General features: G+C 42.9%; 19 protein-coding genes and 1 pseudogene. 15 read left to right on the top strand and 5 right to left on the bottom strand.

Annotated features, from left to right (window positions below):
* The 3 genes and pseudogenes from HMPREF3093_RS09535 to HMPREF3093_RS03930 form a co-directional block, all read left to right on the top strand.
* Positions 1–256: pseudogene (locus HMPREF3093_RS09535) on the top strand (hypothetical protein); the annotation flags it as partial.
* A 249-nt stretch (positions 257–505) separates the two neighbouring features.
* Positions 506–811, top strand: coding sequence for a DUF2087 domain-containing protein (locus HMPREF3093_RS03935; RefSeq protein WP_070755710.1), 306 nt, complete (start codon positions 506–508; stop codon positions 809–811).
* On the top strand, positions 795–1,994 hold the full coding sequence (locus HMPREF3093_RS03930; RefSeq protein WP_070755709.1) for an MFS transporter: 1,200 nt from the start codon (positions 795–797) through the stop codon (positions 1,992–1,994). The genes HMPREF3093_RS03935 and HMPREF3093_RS03930 overlap by 17 nt, the downstream gene beginning before the upstream one ends.
* 109 nt (positions 1,995–2,103) lie before the next feature.
* Here HMPREF3093_RS03930 and HMPREF3093_RS03925 read toward each other — a convergent pair whose 3' ends face one another.
* Positions 2,104–2,418, bottom strand: coding sequence for a hypothetical protein (locus tag HMPREF3093_RS03925; RefSeq protein WP_070755708.1), 315 nt, complete (start codon positions 2,416–2,418; stop codon positions 2,104–2,106).
* A gap of 386 nt (positions 2,419–2,804) precedes the next feature.
* Here HMPREF3093_RS03925 and HMPREF3093_RS03920 point away from each other — a divergent pair, with 386 nt between their 5' ends.
* The 8 genes from HMPREF3093_RS03920 to HMPREF3093_RS03890 all read left to right on the top strand — a co-directional run bounded on the left by HMPREF3093_RS03920 (position 2,805) and on the right by HMPREF3093_RS03890 (position 8,846).
* A complete protein-coding gene (locus HMPREF3093_RS03920) occupies positions 2,805–3,044 on the top strand; it encodes a GlsB/YeaQ/YmgE family stress response membrane protein (RefSeq protein ID WP_023391812.1) in 240 nt (79 codons plus the stop codon).
* A 60-nt stretch (positions 3,045–3,104) separates the two neighbouring features.
* Complete coding sequence (amaP, locus tag HMPREF3093_RS03915; RefSeq protein WP_070755707.1) at positions 3,105–3,695, top strand: alkaline shock response membrane anchor protein AmaP; 591 nt, start codon at positions 3,105–3,107, stop codon at positions 3,693–3,695.
* An 11-nt stretch (positions 3,696–3,706) separates the two neighbouring features.
* Positions 3,707–3,874, top strand: a complete 168-nt coding sequence (locus tag HMPREF3093_RS09530) for a DUF2273 domain-containing protein (protein WP_083316266.1) — start codon at positions 3,707–3,709, stop codon at positions 3,872–3,874.
* A 21-nt stretch (positions 3,875–3,895) separates the two neighbouring features.
* Positions 3,896–4,819 carry an Asp23/Gls24 family envelope stress response protein gene (locus HMPREF3093_RS03910; RefSeq protein WP_070755706.1) on the top strand — a complete coding sequence of 308 codons (924 nt, stop codon included), beginning with the start codon at positions 3,896–3,898 and terminating at the stop codon, positions 4,817–4,819.
* A 296-nt stretch (positions 4,820–5,115) separates the two neighbouring features.
* On the top strand, positions 5,116–5,268 hold the full coding sequence (locus tag HMPREF3093_RS10010; RefSeq protein ID WP_218970159.1) for a DUF4865 family protein: 153 nt from the start codon (positions 5,116–5,118) through the stop codon (positions 5,266–5,268).
* 951 nt (positions 5,269–6,219) lie between these two features.
* Positions 6,220–6,519 (top strand): helix-turn-helix domain-containing protein, encoded by a 300-nt coding sequence (locus HMPREF3093_RS03900; RefSeq protein ID WP_070755704.1) that lies wholly within the window; start codon positions 6,220–6,222, stop codon positions 6,517–6,519.
* Positions 6,520–6,541: 22 nt separating this feature from the next.
* Positions 6,542–7,837, top strand: a complete 1,296-nt coding sequence (locus HMPREF3093_RS03895) for a hypothetical protein (protein ID WP_070755703.1) — start codon at positions 6,542–6,544, stop codon at positions 7,835–7,837.
* A 466-nt stretch (positions 7,838–8,303) separates the two neighbouring features.
* The gene (locus tag HMPREF3093_RS03890) at positions 8,304–8,846 is read left to right on the top strand and encodes a ClbS/DfsB family four-helix bundle protein (RefSeq protein ID WP_070755702.1); all 543 of its coding nucleotides are present in this window, start codon (positions 8,304–8,306) and stop codon (positions 8,844–8,846) included.
* Between the two features lie 348 nt (positions 8,847–9,194).
* Here HMPREF3093_RS03890 and metF read toward each other — a convergent pair whose 3' ends face one another.
* Both metF and metE read right to left on the bottom strand, forming a co-directional pair.
* Complete coding sequence (gene metF, locus HMPREF3093_RS03880; protein ID WP_070755700.1) at positions 9,195–10,061, bottom strand: methylenetetrahydrofolate reductase [NAD(P)H]; 867 nt, start codon at positions 10,059–10,061, stop codon at positions 9,195–9,197.
* A gap of 5 nt (positions 10,062–10,066) precedes the next feature.
* Entirely contained in the window at positions 10,067–12,319 is a 2,253-nt protein-coding gene (gene metE, locus HMPREF3093_RS03875; protein ID WP_070755699.1) for a 5-methyltetrahydropteroyltriglutamate--homocysteine S-methyltransferase, read from the bottom strand.
* Positions 12,320–12,447: 128 nt separating this feature from the next.
* Here metE and HMPREF3093_RS03870 point away from each other — a divergent pair, with 128 nt between their 5' ends.
* The 4 genes from HMPREF3093_RS03870 to HMPREF3093_RS03860 all read left to right on the top strand — a co-directional run bounded on the left by HMPREF3093_RS03870 (position 12,448) and on the right by HMPREF3093_RS03860 (position 16,425).
* On the top strand, positions 12,448–13,389 hold the full coding sequence (locus tag HMPREF3093_RS03870) for a LysR family transcriptional regulator (protein WP_070755698.1): 942 nt from the start codon (positions 12,448–12,450) through the stop codon (positions 13,387–13,389).
* Positions 13,390–13,447: 58 nt separating this feature from the next.
* Positions 13,448–13,621: a hypothetical protein gene (locus HMPREF3093_RS09765; protein WP_180363260.1), complete on the top strand. Its 174-nt coding sequence runs from the start codon at positions 13,448–13,450 to the stop codon at positions 13,619–13,621.
* A 646-nt stretch (positions 13,622–14,267) separates the two neighbouring features.
* Positions 14,268–14,915 carry a hypothetical protein gene (locus HMPREF3093_RS03865; protein WP_070755697.1) on the top strand — a complete coding sequence of 216 codons (648 nt, stop codon included), beginning with the start codon at positions 14,268–14,270 and terminating at the stop codon, positions 14,913–14,915.
* A 1-nt stretch (position 14,916) separates the two neighbouring features.
* A complete protein-coding gene (locus HMPREF3093_RS03860; protein WP_070755696.1) occupies positions 14,917–16,425 on the top strand; it encodes a hypothetical protein in 1,509 nt (502 codons plus the stop codon).
* A gap of 115 nt (positions 16,426–16,540) precedes the next feature.
* On the opposite strand, the gene efp is transcribed toward HMPREF3093_RS03860, so the two are convergent.
* Positions 16,541–17,104 (bottom strand): elongation factor P, encoded by a 564-nt coding sequence (gene efp / locus HMPREF3093_RS03855; protein WP_023391821.1) that lies wholly within the window; start codon positions 17,102–17,104, stop codon positions 16,541–16,543.
* Between the two features lie 101 nt (positions 17,105–17,205).
* The gene (locus HMPREF3093_RS09760) at positions 17,206–17,358 is read right to left on the bottom strand and encodes a hypothetical protein (RefSeq protein WP_180363259.1); all 153 of its coding nucleotides are present in this window, start codon (positions 17,356–17,358) and stop codon (positions 17,206–17,208) included.
* Positions 17,359–17,645 lie beyond the last annotated feature (287 nt).

Raw genomic sequence — 17,645 nt, 5'->3', positions numbered from 1 at the left:
AGTAGCCAGAGCCTACTATGACTGGAACCACGAGGCCATTGCGGGGTATGCCAGACCACGCTACGACCAAGAAGATCAGGAGTCAGCCCCCGCATCATCAGAAGATACTTCACCTAATGACGACCTCATTACTGCGGTAGCCTGGGATGTGATTCGGGGCGAGTATGGCAATGGGGAGGAGCGGGTCAGGGAGCTGACTCAAGCAGGGTATGACTATCAGACTGTGCAGGATAGGGTTAACCAGTTACTAAGCTAACATAGAAAGAATCGTCACTCTTTACTTAGCAATCACAGAACAACTAGTCCCCCTTGACTCAGCTAGTAACCATTAAATAGCCACTCGTTACTCAGTTAATACAAAACAAACAGCCCCCCTTTACATAGCTAATCTACAAAAAATAGCCACCATAAGGTGGCTGTTTCTTTGCCTAGGCTTGCCTTCTAGCAAATTGCCATATAGAATAGAGACGAGCAATATTTTACTGAAAACAGAGGAGGCCAAAGCATGGTTGAAGAGACGATTTCACGCTACATGAGAGATGGTAAGTTCTATGTCCTGCCGCGCAAACAAAAAAATAGGCTAGAAGTCTTTCAATATATTTATCAACACTTGCAGCAACACGCCCAAGAATTCACCGAACCTGAACTCAATGAGCGAATCAAGGAAGTCTACGAGGATTTCGCGACCATGCGCAGATATCTAGTGGATTACAAGTATCTGATCCGCGACAACTACGGTAAGTCCTACCAGCTCAATCACCAAGTAGGGCAAGCGCCTCAGATGGAGGCAGCCCATGAATTGGAAAATTAAGAATTTTTATTTGATTATGACGGTGGAGACCATTGCGGAGCAGATGTTTGTCTCCTTAACCTATCTGCTCTTAGTCTACCTAGGCTACTCAATGACAGAGATTGGTCTGCTCTTGGCTACCTTTACGGCTACCACCATGGTCGCTGAAATTCCCAGCGGGATCTTGGTCGATTCTATCGGGGAGAAGCGGGTCATGTCCCTGTCCTTTCTCCTACGGGCCATTGGCCTATTCTTCATGGCAGGGACCCGCAACATTGTCGTCTTGATTCTGACGGCTGTCTTAACCGGCTTGGCCGTCTCCCTCAGCTCTGGGACCCTGCAGTCTTGGATTGTCAATGAAATCAAGGAGGCCAATGCGCCTTATGATATCGCGCAAGTATTTTCTAACCTCAAGATTATCGGTCCATTCTTCGGCCTCTTGTCCGGCTTTGTTGGTGCGCAAATTCTGGGCAAAGACAACCCGGCCATTCCTTTCTATGTGGCATCGGCCATCTTGATAGGTTTATTGGTCTATGTGCAGCTGGTGCCCAATGTCTTCAAGCCGCGCCCGCGTCAGAACCACTGGGGCCAGATTAAGCAGGTCTACCGAGAAACCGTGGTCAACCTAATAGAAGCACTCAAAGACAGCCGCATCCTGCTCTACTTCATCATGTTTTCCATTCCGGCCGTCTTGGACCTGGGGCCTTCTAACCAGTGGCAGGTCATCCTGGGGGATGCCGTGCAGGAATATATTGTGGGCTATTATATTATCGGAATTGGCCTCTCCACCATCCTGTCCAACCTCTTCCTCAGCAAGGTCCTCTTGAAGAAGAAGAGGGACATGGTGGCCTTAATTGACCGGGTCCTCCTGCTAGATGTGGTGACCCTCCTGGTCATTAGCTTCTATCTGCCGGTCTTCCCTTATTTATTCCTCTTCCACGTCTTCTTAGTCGGCATTAATGGGACGCTGATTATCACCTATATCCACGAAAAGCTCATCAAGCAGGATCACCTGCGGACCTCGCTTGTCTCTTCCTTCTATTCCTTACAGGCCCTCGCCTCCAGTCTGCTCCTAACCGTCAACGGCTACCTGTCAGATCTGATCGGCATCAGTAAGACCTGGCTAGCCTTCACGCTGATCTCAATGCTAGTCTTCCTGGCCTTGCGTGGGCTGACGGCAGGGAAAGAGCAGGGGCAGGAATAGGGTTTGGGGCAAATATAATAATCATTGGCCTAGGAACCTGTTAGCTGAATGGGTCAGGGCAGACCACAAAAAAAGGAGGCATATGCCTCCTTTTATCATGCTTGAGAGCTTATTGAACGGCGTCTTGAACCGCGTCTTTAGCGTCTTCAGCTTTATCAGCTGCTGCTTCAGCAACGTCAGCTGCCGCGTCTTTAGCGTCTTCAGCCTTGTCAGCTGCAGCATCTGCAACGTCTTCAGCTTTATCTTTGGCTGCGCCACCAAGTTCTTTGGCTTTGTCAAAAACATCGCCCGCTACATCTTTAGCGGTTTCGAAGGCGTTACCTGCTACTTCTTTGGTTTTTTCAAAGACATCACCGGCTACGTCCAAGGCTTTTTCGCCGAACTCGCCAGCTTTTTGAGACAAATCTTTCAATAAATCAGACATTTTAATGTCCTCCTTTTCATTTGATGACCTAAGTATAACACAGGAAATTTTGATTGGAAAGTGCTTTAGCTAAAAATCGGTCTTAAGACTGATTTTTTCTAATTTGACTTCACATAAAAATCAAACGGTCATTAGAACAATGTAAGTAAATATGTCATATAAACTGATATAAAGGCAATCGTATTATGAGCTATATCTTGATTTCTGGCGTGTCAGCTTGTGAAATTAATTAAATTAGTTTTAAATCTTGAAATCTCATATAGTCAAAATGGTAAAAAATCGACAGGGATATTGAACTTGCATTGTAAAGTATCCTGTGTTAAGGTTGAAGATGTAAGGCGGAAAGTTGTCCTTACATTGCAATTCTGAACGAAAGGAGCAATATCATGATCTGGTCTATTATCGTAGGTGGATTGATCGGTTTAGTAGCCGGTAGCCTCACTAAAAAACGCGGTTCAATGGGAATCGTGGCTAACGTACTTGCTGGTTTAGTAGGTTCTTCTGTTGGTCAATTTTTCCTCGGGTCTTGGGGACCTAGCCTTGCAGGTATGGCTTTAATTCCATCTGTATTAGGTGCCGTAGTTGTCGTAGCAGTCGTATCTGCATTACTTGGCAAAAAGGCTTAAGCAACCCAGAGGAAACACAAGCAGGTAGACAAACATTAAATAGAGTATAGGGAGACTATCATGTCACGAATTAAAAAATCTCTGCTCATCTTACTGTGTATTCCACCGCTTGTTCTATTTTCCATTAACTTGTATCGTAATCAGTCCTATGTCAATCTGGATTGGATAGGGGAGTACCTCAACAAACTGTCTTCATTCGGGTACTACTATAACCAGGCTATCTTCTGGTTATCTCTCGTCCTGACCATTGCGACACTCATTGCGATACTTGTCATCTTGTTCTATCCGCGAGACTACACCCAAGTGGTCTTGTCGGAGGCAAATGGACGGTTGACACTTAAAAAATCAGCGATCGTAAGCCATGTGAAGTCGGCTATTTCAGCGGCCTCTTACATGGCTTCTCCTAAAGTTAAGGTCAAACTCACCAAGAAAAAGTGTGAAGTAACCGTTAAGGGCGACATTAACCAAGGGGTCGACGTTGTCAATAGAACAAACGCTTTACAAAAGGAAATTATTAATGGCCTCAATTCCTACTTGGGCTTGAACCATAATATTTATCTCAATGTGAAGGTCTTGAATACTGCAGCAGAGCAAACTAGCCAAAAAGCTCAAGCATTTGAAGCTCAGCCACAAGAAAACTTAGAGAACTAGGGGTAAGTCTTATGATGAAGAAAATCAAAAACCTACCCTATCCTATTCTCGGAGGGGCCATTGGCCTTGGCTTGGCAACTGTCATTTTGAATATCGGGTTTTTCAGAACCATCTTTGTTGTCGCGCTTGTAGGAACTGGCGCAGCAGCTGGTTGGTATCTTCAAAATTCTCGCAAATAAAAAGTAGAGAGGGGATAGGGTATGTCAAATAATCAACCTACATCAGATAAGACACTCAATCCAAGTCCTGCTGGCAAGTCTTACAATCGCAAAGCGATCAAAAAGCAGATTGGTCAGGCGCTAGCCAATGTTGACGGCCTCTTGGCAGTTGACGGTGGCTTCTTCTCTAACTTAGCGGGCAAGATTGTCAACACGGATAAGTTTACCAGTGGCGTCAAGCTAGTACTTGGTAAGGAAGAGGCACGTGTAGACTTAAATGTCATTGCAGAGTATAAGAAAAACGTTTCTGATTTATATCATGACATCAAGCATTTAGTGATCGATGTCATTCGGAACATGACAGGCCTTAGCGTGATTGATGTCAATCTCAAGGTCCTTGAAGTCAAGACTCAAGCCAAGCAAGCAGCTGATTCAGTCAGTCTTCAAGATCACGTAACTCATATGGCTGAAAGCACAGGCGAATTTGCCTCTGACACCTTAGGCAAAGCCAAAGACGGCATTGGCAGCGGGCTAGCGGCAGTCACTGAAAAAGTAGGCCAAGGCATTGAAGCGGCCAAGGACGCCATTAGTGGCGGTGCTGAGCAGGCCAAAGATGCAGCCGAAGATACAGCTGATCAGGCTAAGGATGTAGCCGAAGAAACTGTGGATCAAGCCAAGGATGTAGCCGAAGAAATTGCGGACCAAGCTAAAGAGGCAGTAGCAGACGGTGTTGAAGCTGTCGCAGAAAGGGCCGATGACGCGAAGGAAGTGGCTGAAGAAGCTGAGGAAGAAGTAGCACATGTGGCTGAAGAAACGGCAGAAGATCTTGCTGAGGCAGGCCAAGAGGCGACTGAGAACGCAAAAGAGTTAGCTCAAGAGGCTAAGGACGCTGCCGAGGATGGCGACCAAGCTGTCCAAGCAGCAGTCAGTAGTAGCTCAGAAGCAGCAAACTCAAACCGGGCTTAGTCAGCCTGACTATAATCAAACACTTGATTAGTCGACCACTCTGGAATGGGTGGTCGATTTTTTTGCGTGTTTCATAGCTTGATTGAATACGGATAAGCATACAAGATATGAATGCCTTTACAACCCATTTCGTGAATAGTACAATTAATACAAGTTCTATCATTTCCTTTCCCCTACAAACCCAGCTAGATTAAAGGAAAGACTATTCGAAAAGTGGTTTTAATAGGGGCCGAGGGTTAGATATAAGTTGAATATTATCAATGCAATACAAAATTTAGTTGCCAGATAATCTTGATATGAATCTTTATTCGGCAGCGGTCAGAGATAATGGGACCAAGACAGACGGTTTTCAGAATTTAACTTTTAAGACCTACCTAATTTCGACCAAGGGTGAACATGATGCCCAGAGAAAACAAATATGCGCCCCACTATTAGTGAGTTTGGGTTGAAGTCTAGGCGTATGACTTGATAACCACCATAATCCGATAGTTGAAAGAAAATTAGATTTATACCATCTTCGTTTATCGTTTTATAAAGAGTAAAATAGTCTTCTTTTAGATTTTCTTGAATACTAAATTCTTGAATTATATTATCGAGTGATTTTCGTAATTCACGAAATATTCGTCTAAGTGATTGGTTCTCACTATCAAAGATTACTGTTAATCGGTCAATGCTGATATAAATAGATTTTTCTAGTTTTGATAAATCTACTTGACTTTGATATTCTCGTAGAGATTGAATGGTATTTTTCAACTGTAACGCCTCCTTTCTATGCTTAAAATATGCGTAATTCGTTGGTACTATTGATTTTTGCCAATGACTCGTTACTTAGGACGTTGTCTTAAGTGTATCGGTTTGCTGGCTGTTAGAAACGCCAGCTTTTGTGTTGGAGAATTTGGAGAACTTCGGGCTTCGGGCGCTCTGCCTTCGGCCCGCGCCCTTGCACTTGTTCTCCAATCTCCATCTTATTAGTTTATATACTAGCTAAATACTTGTCTAAAAAACTTGAGAGCAGTTCAAATGGTCTAAATTCAATTTCTTCGCCTCGAATGTCGTTAAATACATCATCATTTATTAAAACAGATGCTTCCCTAAACTAGACAAATAAAAAGAATGAGTGTCATTGTCTTTTGTTGCGTAATGTGTAGATTTCATAATATCCTCAACATAATCATTTTTCGTTTTTCATGGACTTTGTATTACCATTTTGGTATAATTATATGGATTCTAAACGAAAGCCTCAGAACTCTTTGTAAAGCTTTCTGGTGTGTTTTTGTATATTCATAAGTTAGCTTGTATCATCTATTTTTGTACGTTTCATATTATAACCAAAAAGGTTATATAAGTATAATACAACCTTTTTGGTTATAGGTCAATGAAAAAGCGAAAGGAATTTTATAATGTTAAAAGACAATATAAAAAAAGCCCGACTGGATGCAGGTCTCACTCAAATAGAAGTTGCTGAAAAGTTAGGTGTAGCTCAAGCTCAATATGCTAGGTGGGAAAACGGAGGGAGGAATCCAAAAGATGAAACAGTAAAAAAACTAGCTGAAATATTTGGAGTTACTTTTGATAAACTTCAAGGTAGAAATAATGGATTGGATGATATTGTAGATTTACTTAGAAAAGTGGAATTAACTGATGAACAAAAGTTAGAAATATATTTCTTGATAAAGAAGTATTTAGGTAGTGTAAAATAAGTTGTGTAAAGACCTTTGAACTATGAAGGAGGGTGCTACGGTGAAAAAATTATCTGTTGAAGAAGTTGCAAGAAGACGGACTTTATTGTTTGGGGTTCTTGCCGTCATTTTTGGGGTCCTCATTTTTCGAAACGGTGTTGGTTTCACCAAATTTTCCTTGGACCTATTAGCTGTTTACTTTTTAGTCGATGGACTAGGAAGCTTTCTTCTGCGCTTTATGTTGCGTCTCAAGTCTATTTCCTATAGCCATTCCATTTGGTTAATTTTTCTTTCGGTTAGTTTGAGTTGGTTGAATCGATTGACCAATTTACCCGTTGATTTGATTGTAATTTGTTTAGGAGCTTACCAGTTGGGAACAGCTCTGATTTATGCCATTACATTTTGGCTTTACAAGGCCAATCGTGTAAAAGGAGGCTGGTTCTATTTATTGGATGCTCTTTTGAACGGGGGGATTGGTATAGCAAGCGTCTTGGGACCTAGTTCAGATGGGCACTTTCAATTTATCCTCTTGGGGACTTATCTGGTCTTGTTGGGGATTTCTAATATTCGAGATGGTATTTTATTTGATAAAGACCAACAAGGCCAGGAGTTAAAACGTCGCTTTCGTATTAGCCTACCTGTTATCTTTGCTGCTTTTATCCCAGCTGAATCGCTAAAACGGTTTAACCAATTTCTTCAAAAAGGAAGTTCGGCGGGTCATAGCGGTCCTTATCGACTGGTGAAAAAAGAAGAAAAGGCAAGAGAATTAGAAATTTTAGTTCATACTTCTGATAGCAACCTATTTGGTGCCATTGGGCATGTTGATATTTGTTACCAGGGGACGGTGATTTCTTACGGAAGTTACGATCCTTTTTCAGAGCGTCTGTTTGGGACGATTGGCGATGGCGTACTTTTTAAAGTGGATAAGGAACCATACATCGAACTATGTAAAAAGGAGAGTCACAAGACTCTGTTTGGATACAGTCTATCCCTTACTGAAGAAGTGAGTCAGGCAGTGGAGAAGCGTCTAGCTGAGATTGATCAGTTATTAACACCTTGGGATCCGCCTAGTAGGTTACAAGAAGACGGTCAGCCGACCTATGCCTACAAATTGAAGTATGATTTAGGGGCTGAGCTATATAAATTTACTTCTTCGCGTTTTAAATCTTATTTTGTTCTGTCTACTAATTGCTGCCTGTTAGCAGATTCAATTGTGGGACAGGCGGGAACGGCCGTATTAGATGTGCGGGGAGTGATTGCACCAGGGACCTATCAAGATTATTTAGAATACGAATTTGAAGCTCCAAATGGACTGGTCCATACACGAACAGTATATTAAGAAAAGAAAGACAGATTCTAAATTTTGAGAAATCTGTCTTTTCTGCACTATATTTTACAATTTATCTATTAAATAAAAAATAATTTGAAGACACAGGTATGTTGATGGAAATAAACGAGGTTAAAGGGACTTAGTAAAGAATAGAAAAGCGAACTCGAACAGGATATAATTGATTATATAAAACAGTGGAGCCAATAAAATTTGGTAGCTTTTTGGTAGCTAAACAGACAGAATATCAAGTTTCTTTAAAACAATACAAAAAAAGAATATTGATTTATCAGCATTCTTTTTTAATTCAAATAGTTTCTCGGAATTAGAAATAGTGGGAAAATAAGGAAAAAGCCCTTTTAAATAAGGCTTTTGAGGTAGTTTTTTATCTTTTAATCTATTTGAGCAACAAGAATAGAACATCAGAAGAAAACTCAAAAACCATATTGAGATATAGCGTAAAGTAGGAGGAAATATTATGCCAAGACCAAGAACAAAAGAAGATTTAATGATTGCAGCGAAAGAAAACTATGATAAGTTGAACGTATTAATTGCTAAGCTATCTGACGAAGAATTAAACACACCTTTTGACTTTTCAAGTGATGAAAAAAAGAAAGAGGCTCATTGGAAAAGAGATAAAAATCTAAGAGATATTTTGATTCATTTATATGAATGGCACCAGCTTCTTTTGAATTGGGTAGATACAAATTTAAAGGGAGTGGCAAAACCTTTTATTCCAGCTCCATATAATTGGAAAACTTATGGAGATATGAATGTCGAGTTTTGGAAAAAACATCAAAATACTTCTCTTGAAGATGCAAAAGAAATGTTTCATAAACCCCATAAAGATATTTTAGAATTAGCTGAGAGATTTACAAACGAAGAATTGTTTTCAAAAGATGTCTATAAGTGGGTAGGAGGAAGTGTACTTGGTTCGTATTTTGTAAGCACTACTTCAAGTCATTATGATTGGGCGATGAAGAAATTAAAAGCACATCAAAAAAATTGTAAGAAAAAATAAGCAGATATGGAGATGAATAAATAGGATCATATCATACAGTTAGCTTTCTATTGGAAAATCTAATGCTTAAGTTGTATACTAGTGTTATGACAAACTTGGAGGTGAATACGTGCGTGATTGCTCCAGTGATAGGTCGCGCATGACAATCATCATGAAAATTATCCTAACTATCTTGTTTATTGTCCAAATAATTTTATCGCTTTATCTAGCATATCTTACGAAGAAGGCTAATAAGCTAGACGCTGAAATTCAGGCATTAAAAGAAGAAGCTGAACATAAAAAACTAACATAAGGCATCAAGTCAAAAAAGCCAGCCCCCTAGGGCTGGCTCTTTTACTTCATTTTCAATCACTTAAACAAGGCCTTAGCCGCGTCCGCGATATAGTGGGCGGTGTCCGACTGGTTCATGGTATAGAGGTGAATCCCGTCGGCGCCTTGGGTGATCAGGTCGACAATTTGGTCCAGGGCATAAGCTAGGCCGGCCGCCCGGAGGGCTTGAGGCTCGTGCTCGTACTTGTCCAGGATGGCTTTGAACTTGCGAGGCAACTTAGTGGTCTCACAGGTGGTCAGCAGGCGCAGGGCCTGGTTGCGGTTGACGATAGGCATGATACCCGCCAGAATTGGCACTTCGATATTGGCCAGGGCGCACTTTTCTTGGAAATGATAGAAACAATCATTGTCGAAGAAGAGTTGGGTAATCAGGCGGTCAACGCCAGCGTCGACCTTGCGCTTGAGGAAGCGGACGTCCGCGACGGCATTAGGCGCGTCGGGATGGACTTCCGGATAGCAGGCCGCCGTAATGTCGAAGTGGGGCTTGCCTTCCTTAATGAAATGAATGAGCTCTTCCGCATAAGAGAAGTCGCCGACCGGCTCCAGGCCTTCCAGAATGTCGCCGCGCAGGGCCAGGACCCGACGGATGCCCAGTTGGTCCAGAGAGTCCAAGCTAGCCGCCACGCGCTCCTTGCTCAGGTACATAGCTGGCAGGTGGGCGATGGTTGGGATGTGCAGGGTGTTCTGAACGTGATTGGCTACCTTGAGGGTGGTTTCCTCAATATTAGGCTGGCGATTGCTGCAGGTGACACTAATGAAGTCCGGCTTGAGTTCCGCCAAATCATTCAAGGTATGGGTCAGTCTCTCCGCCCCAACTTGGGTGTTGGGCGGGAAGACTTCATAGGATAAGGATGGATGGTGGAAGGGTGCCGGTGGCTGTGTCATAGGGGTTAGAGCTCCTCTCGAATGTTACGGGTAGCCTGGGTTAAGTTAACCAAGCTAGCCTTAGTTTCTGGAATACCACGCGTCTTGAGCCCGCAGTCTGGGTTGATCCAGACACGTTCCGTTGGCACTTTGGCCAAGATAGCGCGGATGGTGTGTTCAATTTCTTCCACAGAAGGGACACGAGGGGAGTGAATGTCGTAAACCCCAGGGCCTACTTGTAATTGGAAGTTTTGGCGTTCTAATTCGTCCAAGATGTGGAGGTTAGAACGGGATGCTTCGAAGGAAATCACGTCCGCATCTAATTGCTCGATAGCAGGGATGATGTCAGTGAATTCACTGTAGCACATGTGGGTGTGGATTTGAGTCGTTGGTGCCACGCCGGAGTGAACCAAACGGAAGGCTGGAATAGCCCAGTCTAGGTATTCAGAGTACCAGTCAGACTTACGCAAAGGTAATTTCTCACGGAGGGCTGCTTCGTCGATTTGGATAATGTGGATGCCGGCAGCTTCCAAGTCAAGGACTTCCTCACGGATTGCTAAAGCAATTTGCAGGGTAGATTCCTTGATGGTGATGTCTTCACGAGGGAAGGACCAGTTGAGGATAGTAACCGGACCGGTTAACATCCCTTTAACAGGAAGGTCGGATTGGGCTTGAGCGTAAGCAGACCACTTAACGGTGATTGGACGTTCACGCTTAACGTCGCCCCAGATGATTGGTGGCTTAACGCCGCGGGTCCCGTAGGATTGTACCCAACCGTTCTTAGAGAAGAGGTAACCGGACAGGTTCTCACCGAAGTATTCCACCATGTCGTTACGCTCGAATTCACCGTGAACCAGAACGTCAAGGCCGATTTCTTCTTGCCATTTGATCCATTCATCAATTTCAGCTTCGATGAAGGCTGTGTATTCTGCTTCGGTCTTCTCGCCACGACGGAAGGTCGCACGGTTAACCTTGACTTCGCGTGTTTGTGGGAAGCTCCCGATAGTGGTAGTAGGTAAGACTGGTAAATTGAAGGCTTGGTGTTGAGCCTTAGCACGTTCAGCCAAAGCAGGTTGGCGGGTGAAGGCTGCGTCGTCTAGGCCAGCCAATTGAGCGGCCAAGTCGGCATTGCGAACGGTACGTTCTGCTGCAAAGAGGGCCTTGTTAGCTGCCAAGAATTCATCCCCTTGGCCAGCACGGATAGCATCTAATTCACGTAACTCGTCTAATTTCTCAGCGGCAAAAGCGAAGTGAGCCAAGATTTCAGGCGCAAATTCTTCGTTAGCCGTAGTGAAAGGTACGTGGAGGAGAGAACATGAAGTAGATAAGACCACGTTTTGGGCTGGAATTTCTTCCAAGAGGGCCAAGGTCTTAGCGTAGTCGTTACGCCAGATGTTCTTCCCGTTAACTACCCCTGCATAGAGGACCTTGTCAGCTGGGAAGCCGTGTTCTTTGACTAATTCTAAGGTCTTGCGGCCTTCTAAGAAGTCCAAACCGATGGCTTCAACTGGTAATTGTACCAAGTGGCTGTAGACGTCACGCACGTCACCAAAGTAGGTTTGTAAGAGGACGGACAAGCCAGCCTTGTCAGCTAATAGGCCTTGGTATAATTTATCGAAGAGGGTCAATTCTAATTCAGAGATGTCCTTAACTAAGGCAGGCTCATCTAATTGGATGTTAGTCGCGCCTAAGTCAGCCAAGCGACGGAAAACTTCCTTGTAGGCTGCCACTAAAGGCTCGATGAATTGAACTGGGTTAACACCTTCAGCATATTCAGCCAGACGTAAGAGGGTGAATGGCCCAACTAAGACTGGACGAGTGTGAATGCCTAAGTCCTTAGCTTCTTGGAATTCATCGAAGAGTTTGTGGCCAGCTAACTTGACTTGGGTGCCAGCTTCGAATTTAGGTACAATATAGTGGTAGTTGGTGTTGAACCATTTTTTCATTGGGAGGGCGCGTACGTCACCTTTTTCCCCTTGATAGCCGCGAGCTAGGGCGAAGTACTTGTCCAATTCGCTCAAGTCAATGGCTTGCACTTGCTCAGGTACGATATTGAAGAGGACAGCAGTGTCCAAGAAGGTATCGTAGAGGGAAAAGTCATTACTTGGGATTTGGTCCACGCCGCGTTCTTGGGCTAGGCGCCAGTGTTTAGCGCGGAGTTCCTTAGCAGTTGCTTGAAGCTCTTCAGCGCTGATTTCCTTACGGAAGTATTTTTCAGTAGCAAATTTTAATTCACGGTGTTCCCCGATTCGTGGGAAACCAATAATCGATGTTGTCATGCAATCGACCTCCTTATTGATAGTTCTATCCTATCATGGAAACGGTCCTCTTGAATAATTGAAAAAAAGTATACACGGTTATAGTTTTAGGTTATAATATACTGGAGTAATTCAAGGGAGTGACTATGATGAGAATCCAACAACTGCAATATCTTGAGAAAATCGTGGAATCGGGCTCTATTAATGAAGCGGCCAAGGCCCTCTTCTTATCCCAGCCCAGCCTCAGTAATGCCATTAAGGAATTAGAGCAGGAGATGGATCTGCAGTTGCTAGTCCGCCAGAAGTCTGGGGTCTCCCTGACCAATGAAGGCCGGGAATTCATGATTTATGCCCGCCAAATCCTGGACCAAGTCAAGCTTATGGAAGCTAAGTACAAGCAACACACCGTCCGCAAGCAGGCCTTCTCAGTGTCTGCCCAGCACTATGCCTTCGTGGTCCATGCCTTCGTGGACTTGATTAAGCAAGTGGATGCGGAAGAGTACCAGTTCACCCTGCGGGAGACCGAGACCCAGAACATCCTGGAAGACGTCATGTCCTTCAAGAGTTCCCTGGGCATTCTCTACCTTAATAAGTTCAACCGCCAGGTCCTGACCAAGCTCTTCAAGGAGAAGAAGCTTAAGTTTACGCCCTTGTTCAAGGCCAAGCCCCACGTCTTCGTCTGCCGGGACAACCCTCTGGCCCAGAAGTCATCGGTTAAGTTACGGGACCTAGAGGACTATCCTTACCTATCTTATGAGCAAGGCCAGGAGAACTCCTTCTATTTTGCGGAAGAGATCTTGAGCACCCTCAACCGCAAGATGCACATCAAGGTCAGCGACCGGGCCACCATCTTCAACCTCATGGTGGGGCTTAATGGCTATACCATTTCCTCAGGGATTATCTCCAGCGAGCTTAACGACGACAAGATCATCGCCATTCCCCTAGAAGTGGACGACATGATGACCCTGGGCTACCTCATGCCTCAGCAGGTGGAGCCAAGCCCTATTACCCGCCAATACCTGGACCTCCTGCGGGCTAATATCCGTGGTTACGGGTTTGAGATCCTGGAGGATAAGGAGAAGGACAAGTAGGGGGCTAGCTAGTTAGTTACTTAGTTTGTGCCCGCCTGACGGCAATAGATTGGATATAATGAAAAAAGACCAGCTGCCTGACCCTTTGTGGGGAGGGGGCTGGTCTATTAGTTTCTGCCTGCCGGGGCGTGACTGCCAGGCCTCATTAAGCCAAAAGGCGGGGCCAAGTGCAGGGACCGGCTCCAGCCAGCTTTTGGCTGTCTTCCGCCTTGGCTGGCTATGGTGGGGCTAAGTCGCTAGGCTCCAAGCCCCGCTCATACGCCAGCCATCCTGACCAGCACCAGGCCCGCTTTTGGCCATGAGGCCAGGTAGTCACTGGGGAGTGGGGAAAGAGGACCAGCCGTCTTACCTCCTGAATGGGGGAGGAGGCTGGTATTTTGCTTAATCCAAGTGAGGGATGAAAAGGACCACTTTTTGGATTAATGGGAATTACGAAAGTAACTTATGATTAATGATAAAATAAGTAAGGAAACGCTATAATTCACTTTGTGAATGTGATATAATGTAAAAGGTGTAACAAATATATATAGAAAGTAGGAACATAATGAGGGGTATGTATAACAATCTATAATATGAGCGTATATTAAGCATTCATTGATATACCTTAAAGAAGCAACTTAGTGATATGGAGTTTTACAGGGGGTGCCCATTTGAATAAGTTATGAGGGGTTCTGAATGTAGATATTTTATGTATATAATGAGATTAAATTAAACTGAAAAGTCCTAATCTAATATGGATTAAGTTAAAAAATTAGGGCTAGAGAAAGGCATTTCATTATGTGCTTTATACGAAAATTGAAAAGTTACTTAATATGGAATTTATGAGATTATAATTCAAAAGTCAATTCAATTACAAAATATGAAATGAGGATAAAATTATGATTGGGAAAAGTATGAAAAAGTTAATTATTGTGTGTGATGACAAGACTGAGAAATATGCAAATTTACTCAGACAATTAATAAGTTCAAATGATGATATTGAAGGGGAAATTAATGGAATTGAAGATGGAACTGTAGATGTGGCAGTTTGGAAAGAAAAAGACTATATTGATAATCAAGCAACAATTTCTTCAAAAGAACGAATTCTGTTTCTAGGAGAAAATAAAGTAAGCAAAAATGAATTTAGCAGTAGCATGAAAATTTACTACGATCAATTTGGTATGACATATGGGTGGTTAGGTAACCGATGTGTAATGCGGGTAACTAGAAGTATCGAAGATGAGATAGAATATAGCGAGTTTGCAGAATTATTTACAGGATTTGGGCTTAATTTTGAAAAGGTAGATTTTGAAAAGACGCTTACAGATGAAGTTGAGAAAACTGTTGAGAAAAAAGCGAAAGGTTTATTCTCAAAGAACTCATTTTTATCGAGCATAACAAGTAAAGTAACGTCAGTTGCTGATGCAGTTGGAATAGGAAATACAATCGTATCTATGAATAGACAAGCCAAAATAAATCAACAGCAAAATCATACTTTGGTCACTGCATTTTATAGAGATGGATTAGCTAAATTCTTGGAGAATTAATATGGAAGGATTTGAAGAGGGGTATAAGTTTTTTGGAAAAAATTCAGGCTATTTAACAGGTTTTTTTAGCGGGCATCAATATATTAGTGATATAGAATCCGAAATAAATAAAACTGTAGACTCAATCAATGCTTTCAGAACCAATTCTGCAGGTATTAGCACACTTAAAGGTGATATCGCTGAGTTTTGGCATGCTGGAACGTTTAACATTAAAGCTGCAATTAATGATTCGAAGCATCGAGCAGTTGTCGATAGAAGTAACGAATTTGGCTCTGTCGATGTAAGCGGGAAGAATTTCCCTCTTGAAGCTGGATTAAAGTACTACAAAAATGGAGCAGAAAGTGCTAAACAACAAGCAAAGAGTATCCTTGAAAGATATAAAGAGTATCAGGCGCAAGGAGGGAAAGACTCATTAAATGATTTCTTAAAAAAACGAAATTATCCAGATGAATCAGTATTAAATAATCCTGTATATTCTGGGCAACTTCGCATAATTCCTGCTGATCAACTGAAAGATGCTATCGCCTATCTTGAAAAAAAGATAGCAAAGGAAGCTGTAAATAGACCGGAACAAGTTGCTAGATACAAAGAAACACTTGAATTATTAAGAGATAGAATTTCTGATAATCAAGGAAACGAATCGATTCCTCTTACAGAAGCAGATTCAAGAAGAATTGCAGAATTAGCGAAAGAAGGAGACTTTGATCCTAGCGAGTATGGTTTAGTAACGGAAAAGCTAATCACTCAGGCTGATATTATGAAGAAGGCCTTTAAGGCAGGTGTGTCGGCTGCTCTTGTCTCTATGGTTTTAAGAACTGCACCAGAAATTATGAAATCAATAGATTACCTGATTCAAAACGGGGAAATTAATCAGGAACAATTCAGTACAATTGGCTTTGCTGCAGTATCAAGTGCTGGAGAAGGCTTTATCAGGGGTACGATATCAGCAGCTATTACTGCCAACTGTGAAGCTGGTATTTTAGGCTCAGAATTGAAAAAAGTGAATCCGGCAGTAATAGGTATAGTCACTGTCATTACAATGAACGCAATCCAAAATGCTTATAGAGTAGCAAAAGGTAAAATGACTAGATATGAAATGACCAATGAATTGCTAAAAGATATGTTCGTGTCATCATTTTCAATGTATATGGGTGGCCTAAGTCAAGCACTGATTGAGATTCCAGTACTTGGCTTCATGCTGGGGAGTTTTATAGGCTCAATGGTCGGGTCAGTGGCCTATTCAACGGGATATTCAGCAATTATGTCATTCTGTGTTGAAAGTGGCTTTACTATGTTTGGCTTAGTTGATCAAGATTATCGGCTTCCAAATGATATTTTAGAAGAAATTGGGATTGAAGTATTTGATTATGAGAATTTCGACTATGAGCACTGTGATGCTGAAAGATTTAATATTTCAAAATTTGAATTATCTACTTATCAGTTTGAAAAATATGATATAGTATTTCTTAGACGCGGCGTAATAGGGATTGGCAGAGTTGGATATATTTAACAAATAACTTCATAAATCGTCTAGAAAAGGAATTTTAGTTCCGTTTCTTCTTAGTAATTAAGAATATAAAAGAAGCCACTACCTCATGGTAGTGGCTTCTTTTTTGTTTAATTGCTTACTTATTAGCGCGGCCGCTGTAAGTACCTTCAGCGGTGTTGACGACTAAGTATTCGCCGGCTTCGATGAAGTCTGGCACGTTGACTACTAAGCCAGTTTCCATAGTTGCAGGTTTCCCAGAACCAGAAACGGTTGCACCTTTGATAGAAGGTTGAGTTTCGGTTACTTGGAGGACAACCGTTGATGGGAGTTGAACCCCGATCACTTCGCTGCCGTAGAATTGGATCTTAGCTTCCGCATTTTCCAATAAGAACTTCAACTCGCGTTCGATAGCGTCTTCTGCGATTTCGTATTGGTCATAAGTTTCTAAGTCCATGAAGAAAGCAGTGCTGTCTTGGCTGTAGAGGTATTGCACGTCTTTGGTGTCGATGTGGGCACGTTCTACCTTTTCATCTGGACGCATGGTGGTGTCCACAGTAGAGTTGTTGCGGACGTCACGGATTTTCATCCGCATGATGGTGTTACCTTTCCCTGGTTTGTGGTGGGAAATTTCCAATACGCGCCACAATTTACCGTCTAGGATGAAAGTCATCCCTGCTTTTAAATCACTTACACTAATCATCTTACTGCTCCTTTTGTCAGTTGAATTTGAGGCCAGAGCCTCGATACCTTCGTTATTATAGCATACCTTATAGGCAAAATTAAAGAAAAAAATGATGCGGGCTAGGATTTGCGCCGTTCATAGTAATAGAGACAGGCAATTCCCTCGACTAGGGTGGCCGCCACGAGCCAGAGCAGGCAGTCGCTGTGAGCCAGAATGGCCCAGGTTACCGCCGCCAATAAAACACAGAGCAAGGTGGGGTGGAGATACTTCATGATCTAGCCTCCTAACTGATGTGGGAGAGGAAATGGACTTTTACCTAGTATACTTCAAGTGAATTGTGAAGTAAAACCTTTAGTGGAAAGGGGACAGGAAATTAAGAGGAAGGCAGAAACTAGGAAAAGCCGCCAAAATTCGAGGAGAGCACCGGGAGCTAGCTTAGCAATCTAGGTAAAAGCCGCCAAAACCGAGGAGAATGCCGGAAGCTAGCCTAGGAAACTAGGGAAAAGGCGCAAAACAGGGCAAGCGCCAGGAGCTAGTGGTCCACTCCGCCGAGTGGACC

The sequence above is a fragment of the Abiotrophia sp. HMSC24B09 genome (assembly GCF_001815865.1).
GTDB lineage: Bacteria > Bacillota > Bacilli > Lactobacillales > Aerococcaceae > Abiotrophia.
The sequence above is the reverse complement of the archived record's forward strand: the minus strand, read 5'-3'. Positions and strand labels throughout refer to the sequence as shown.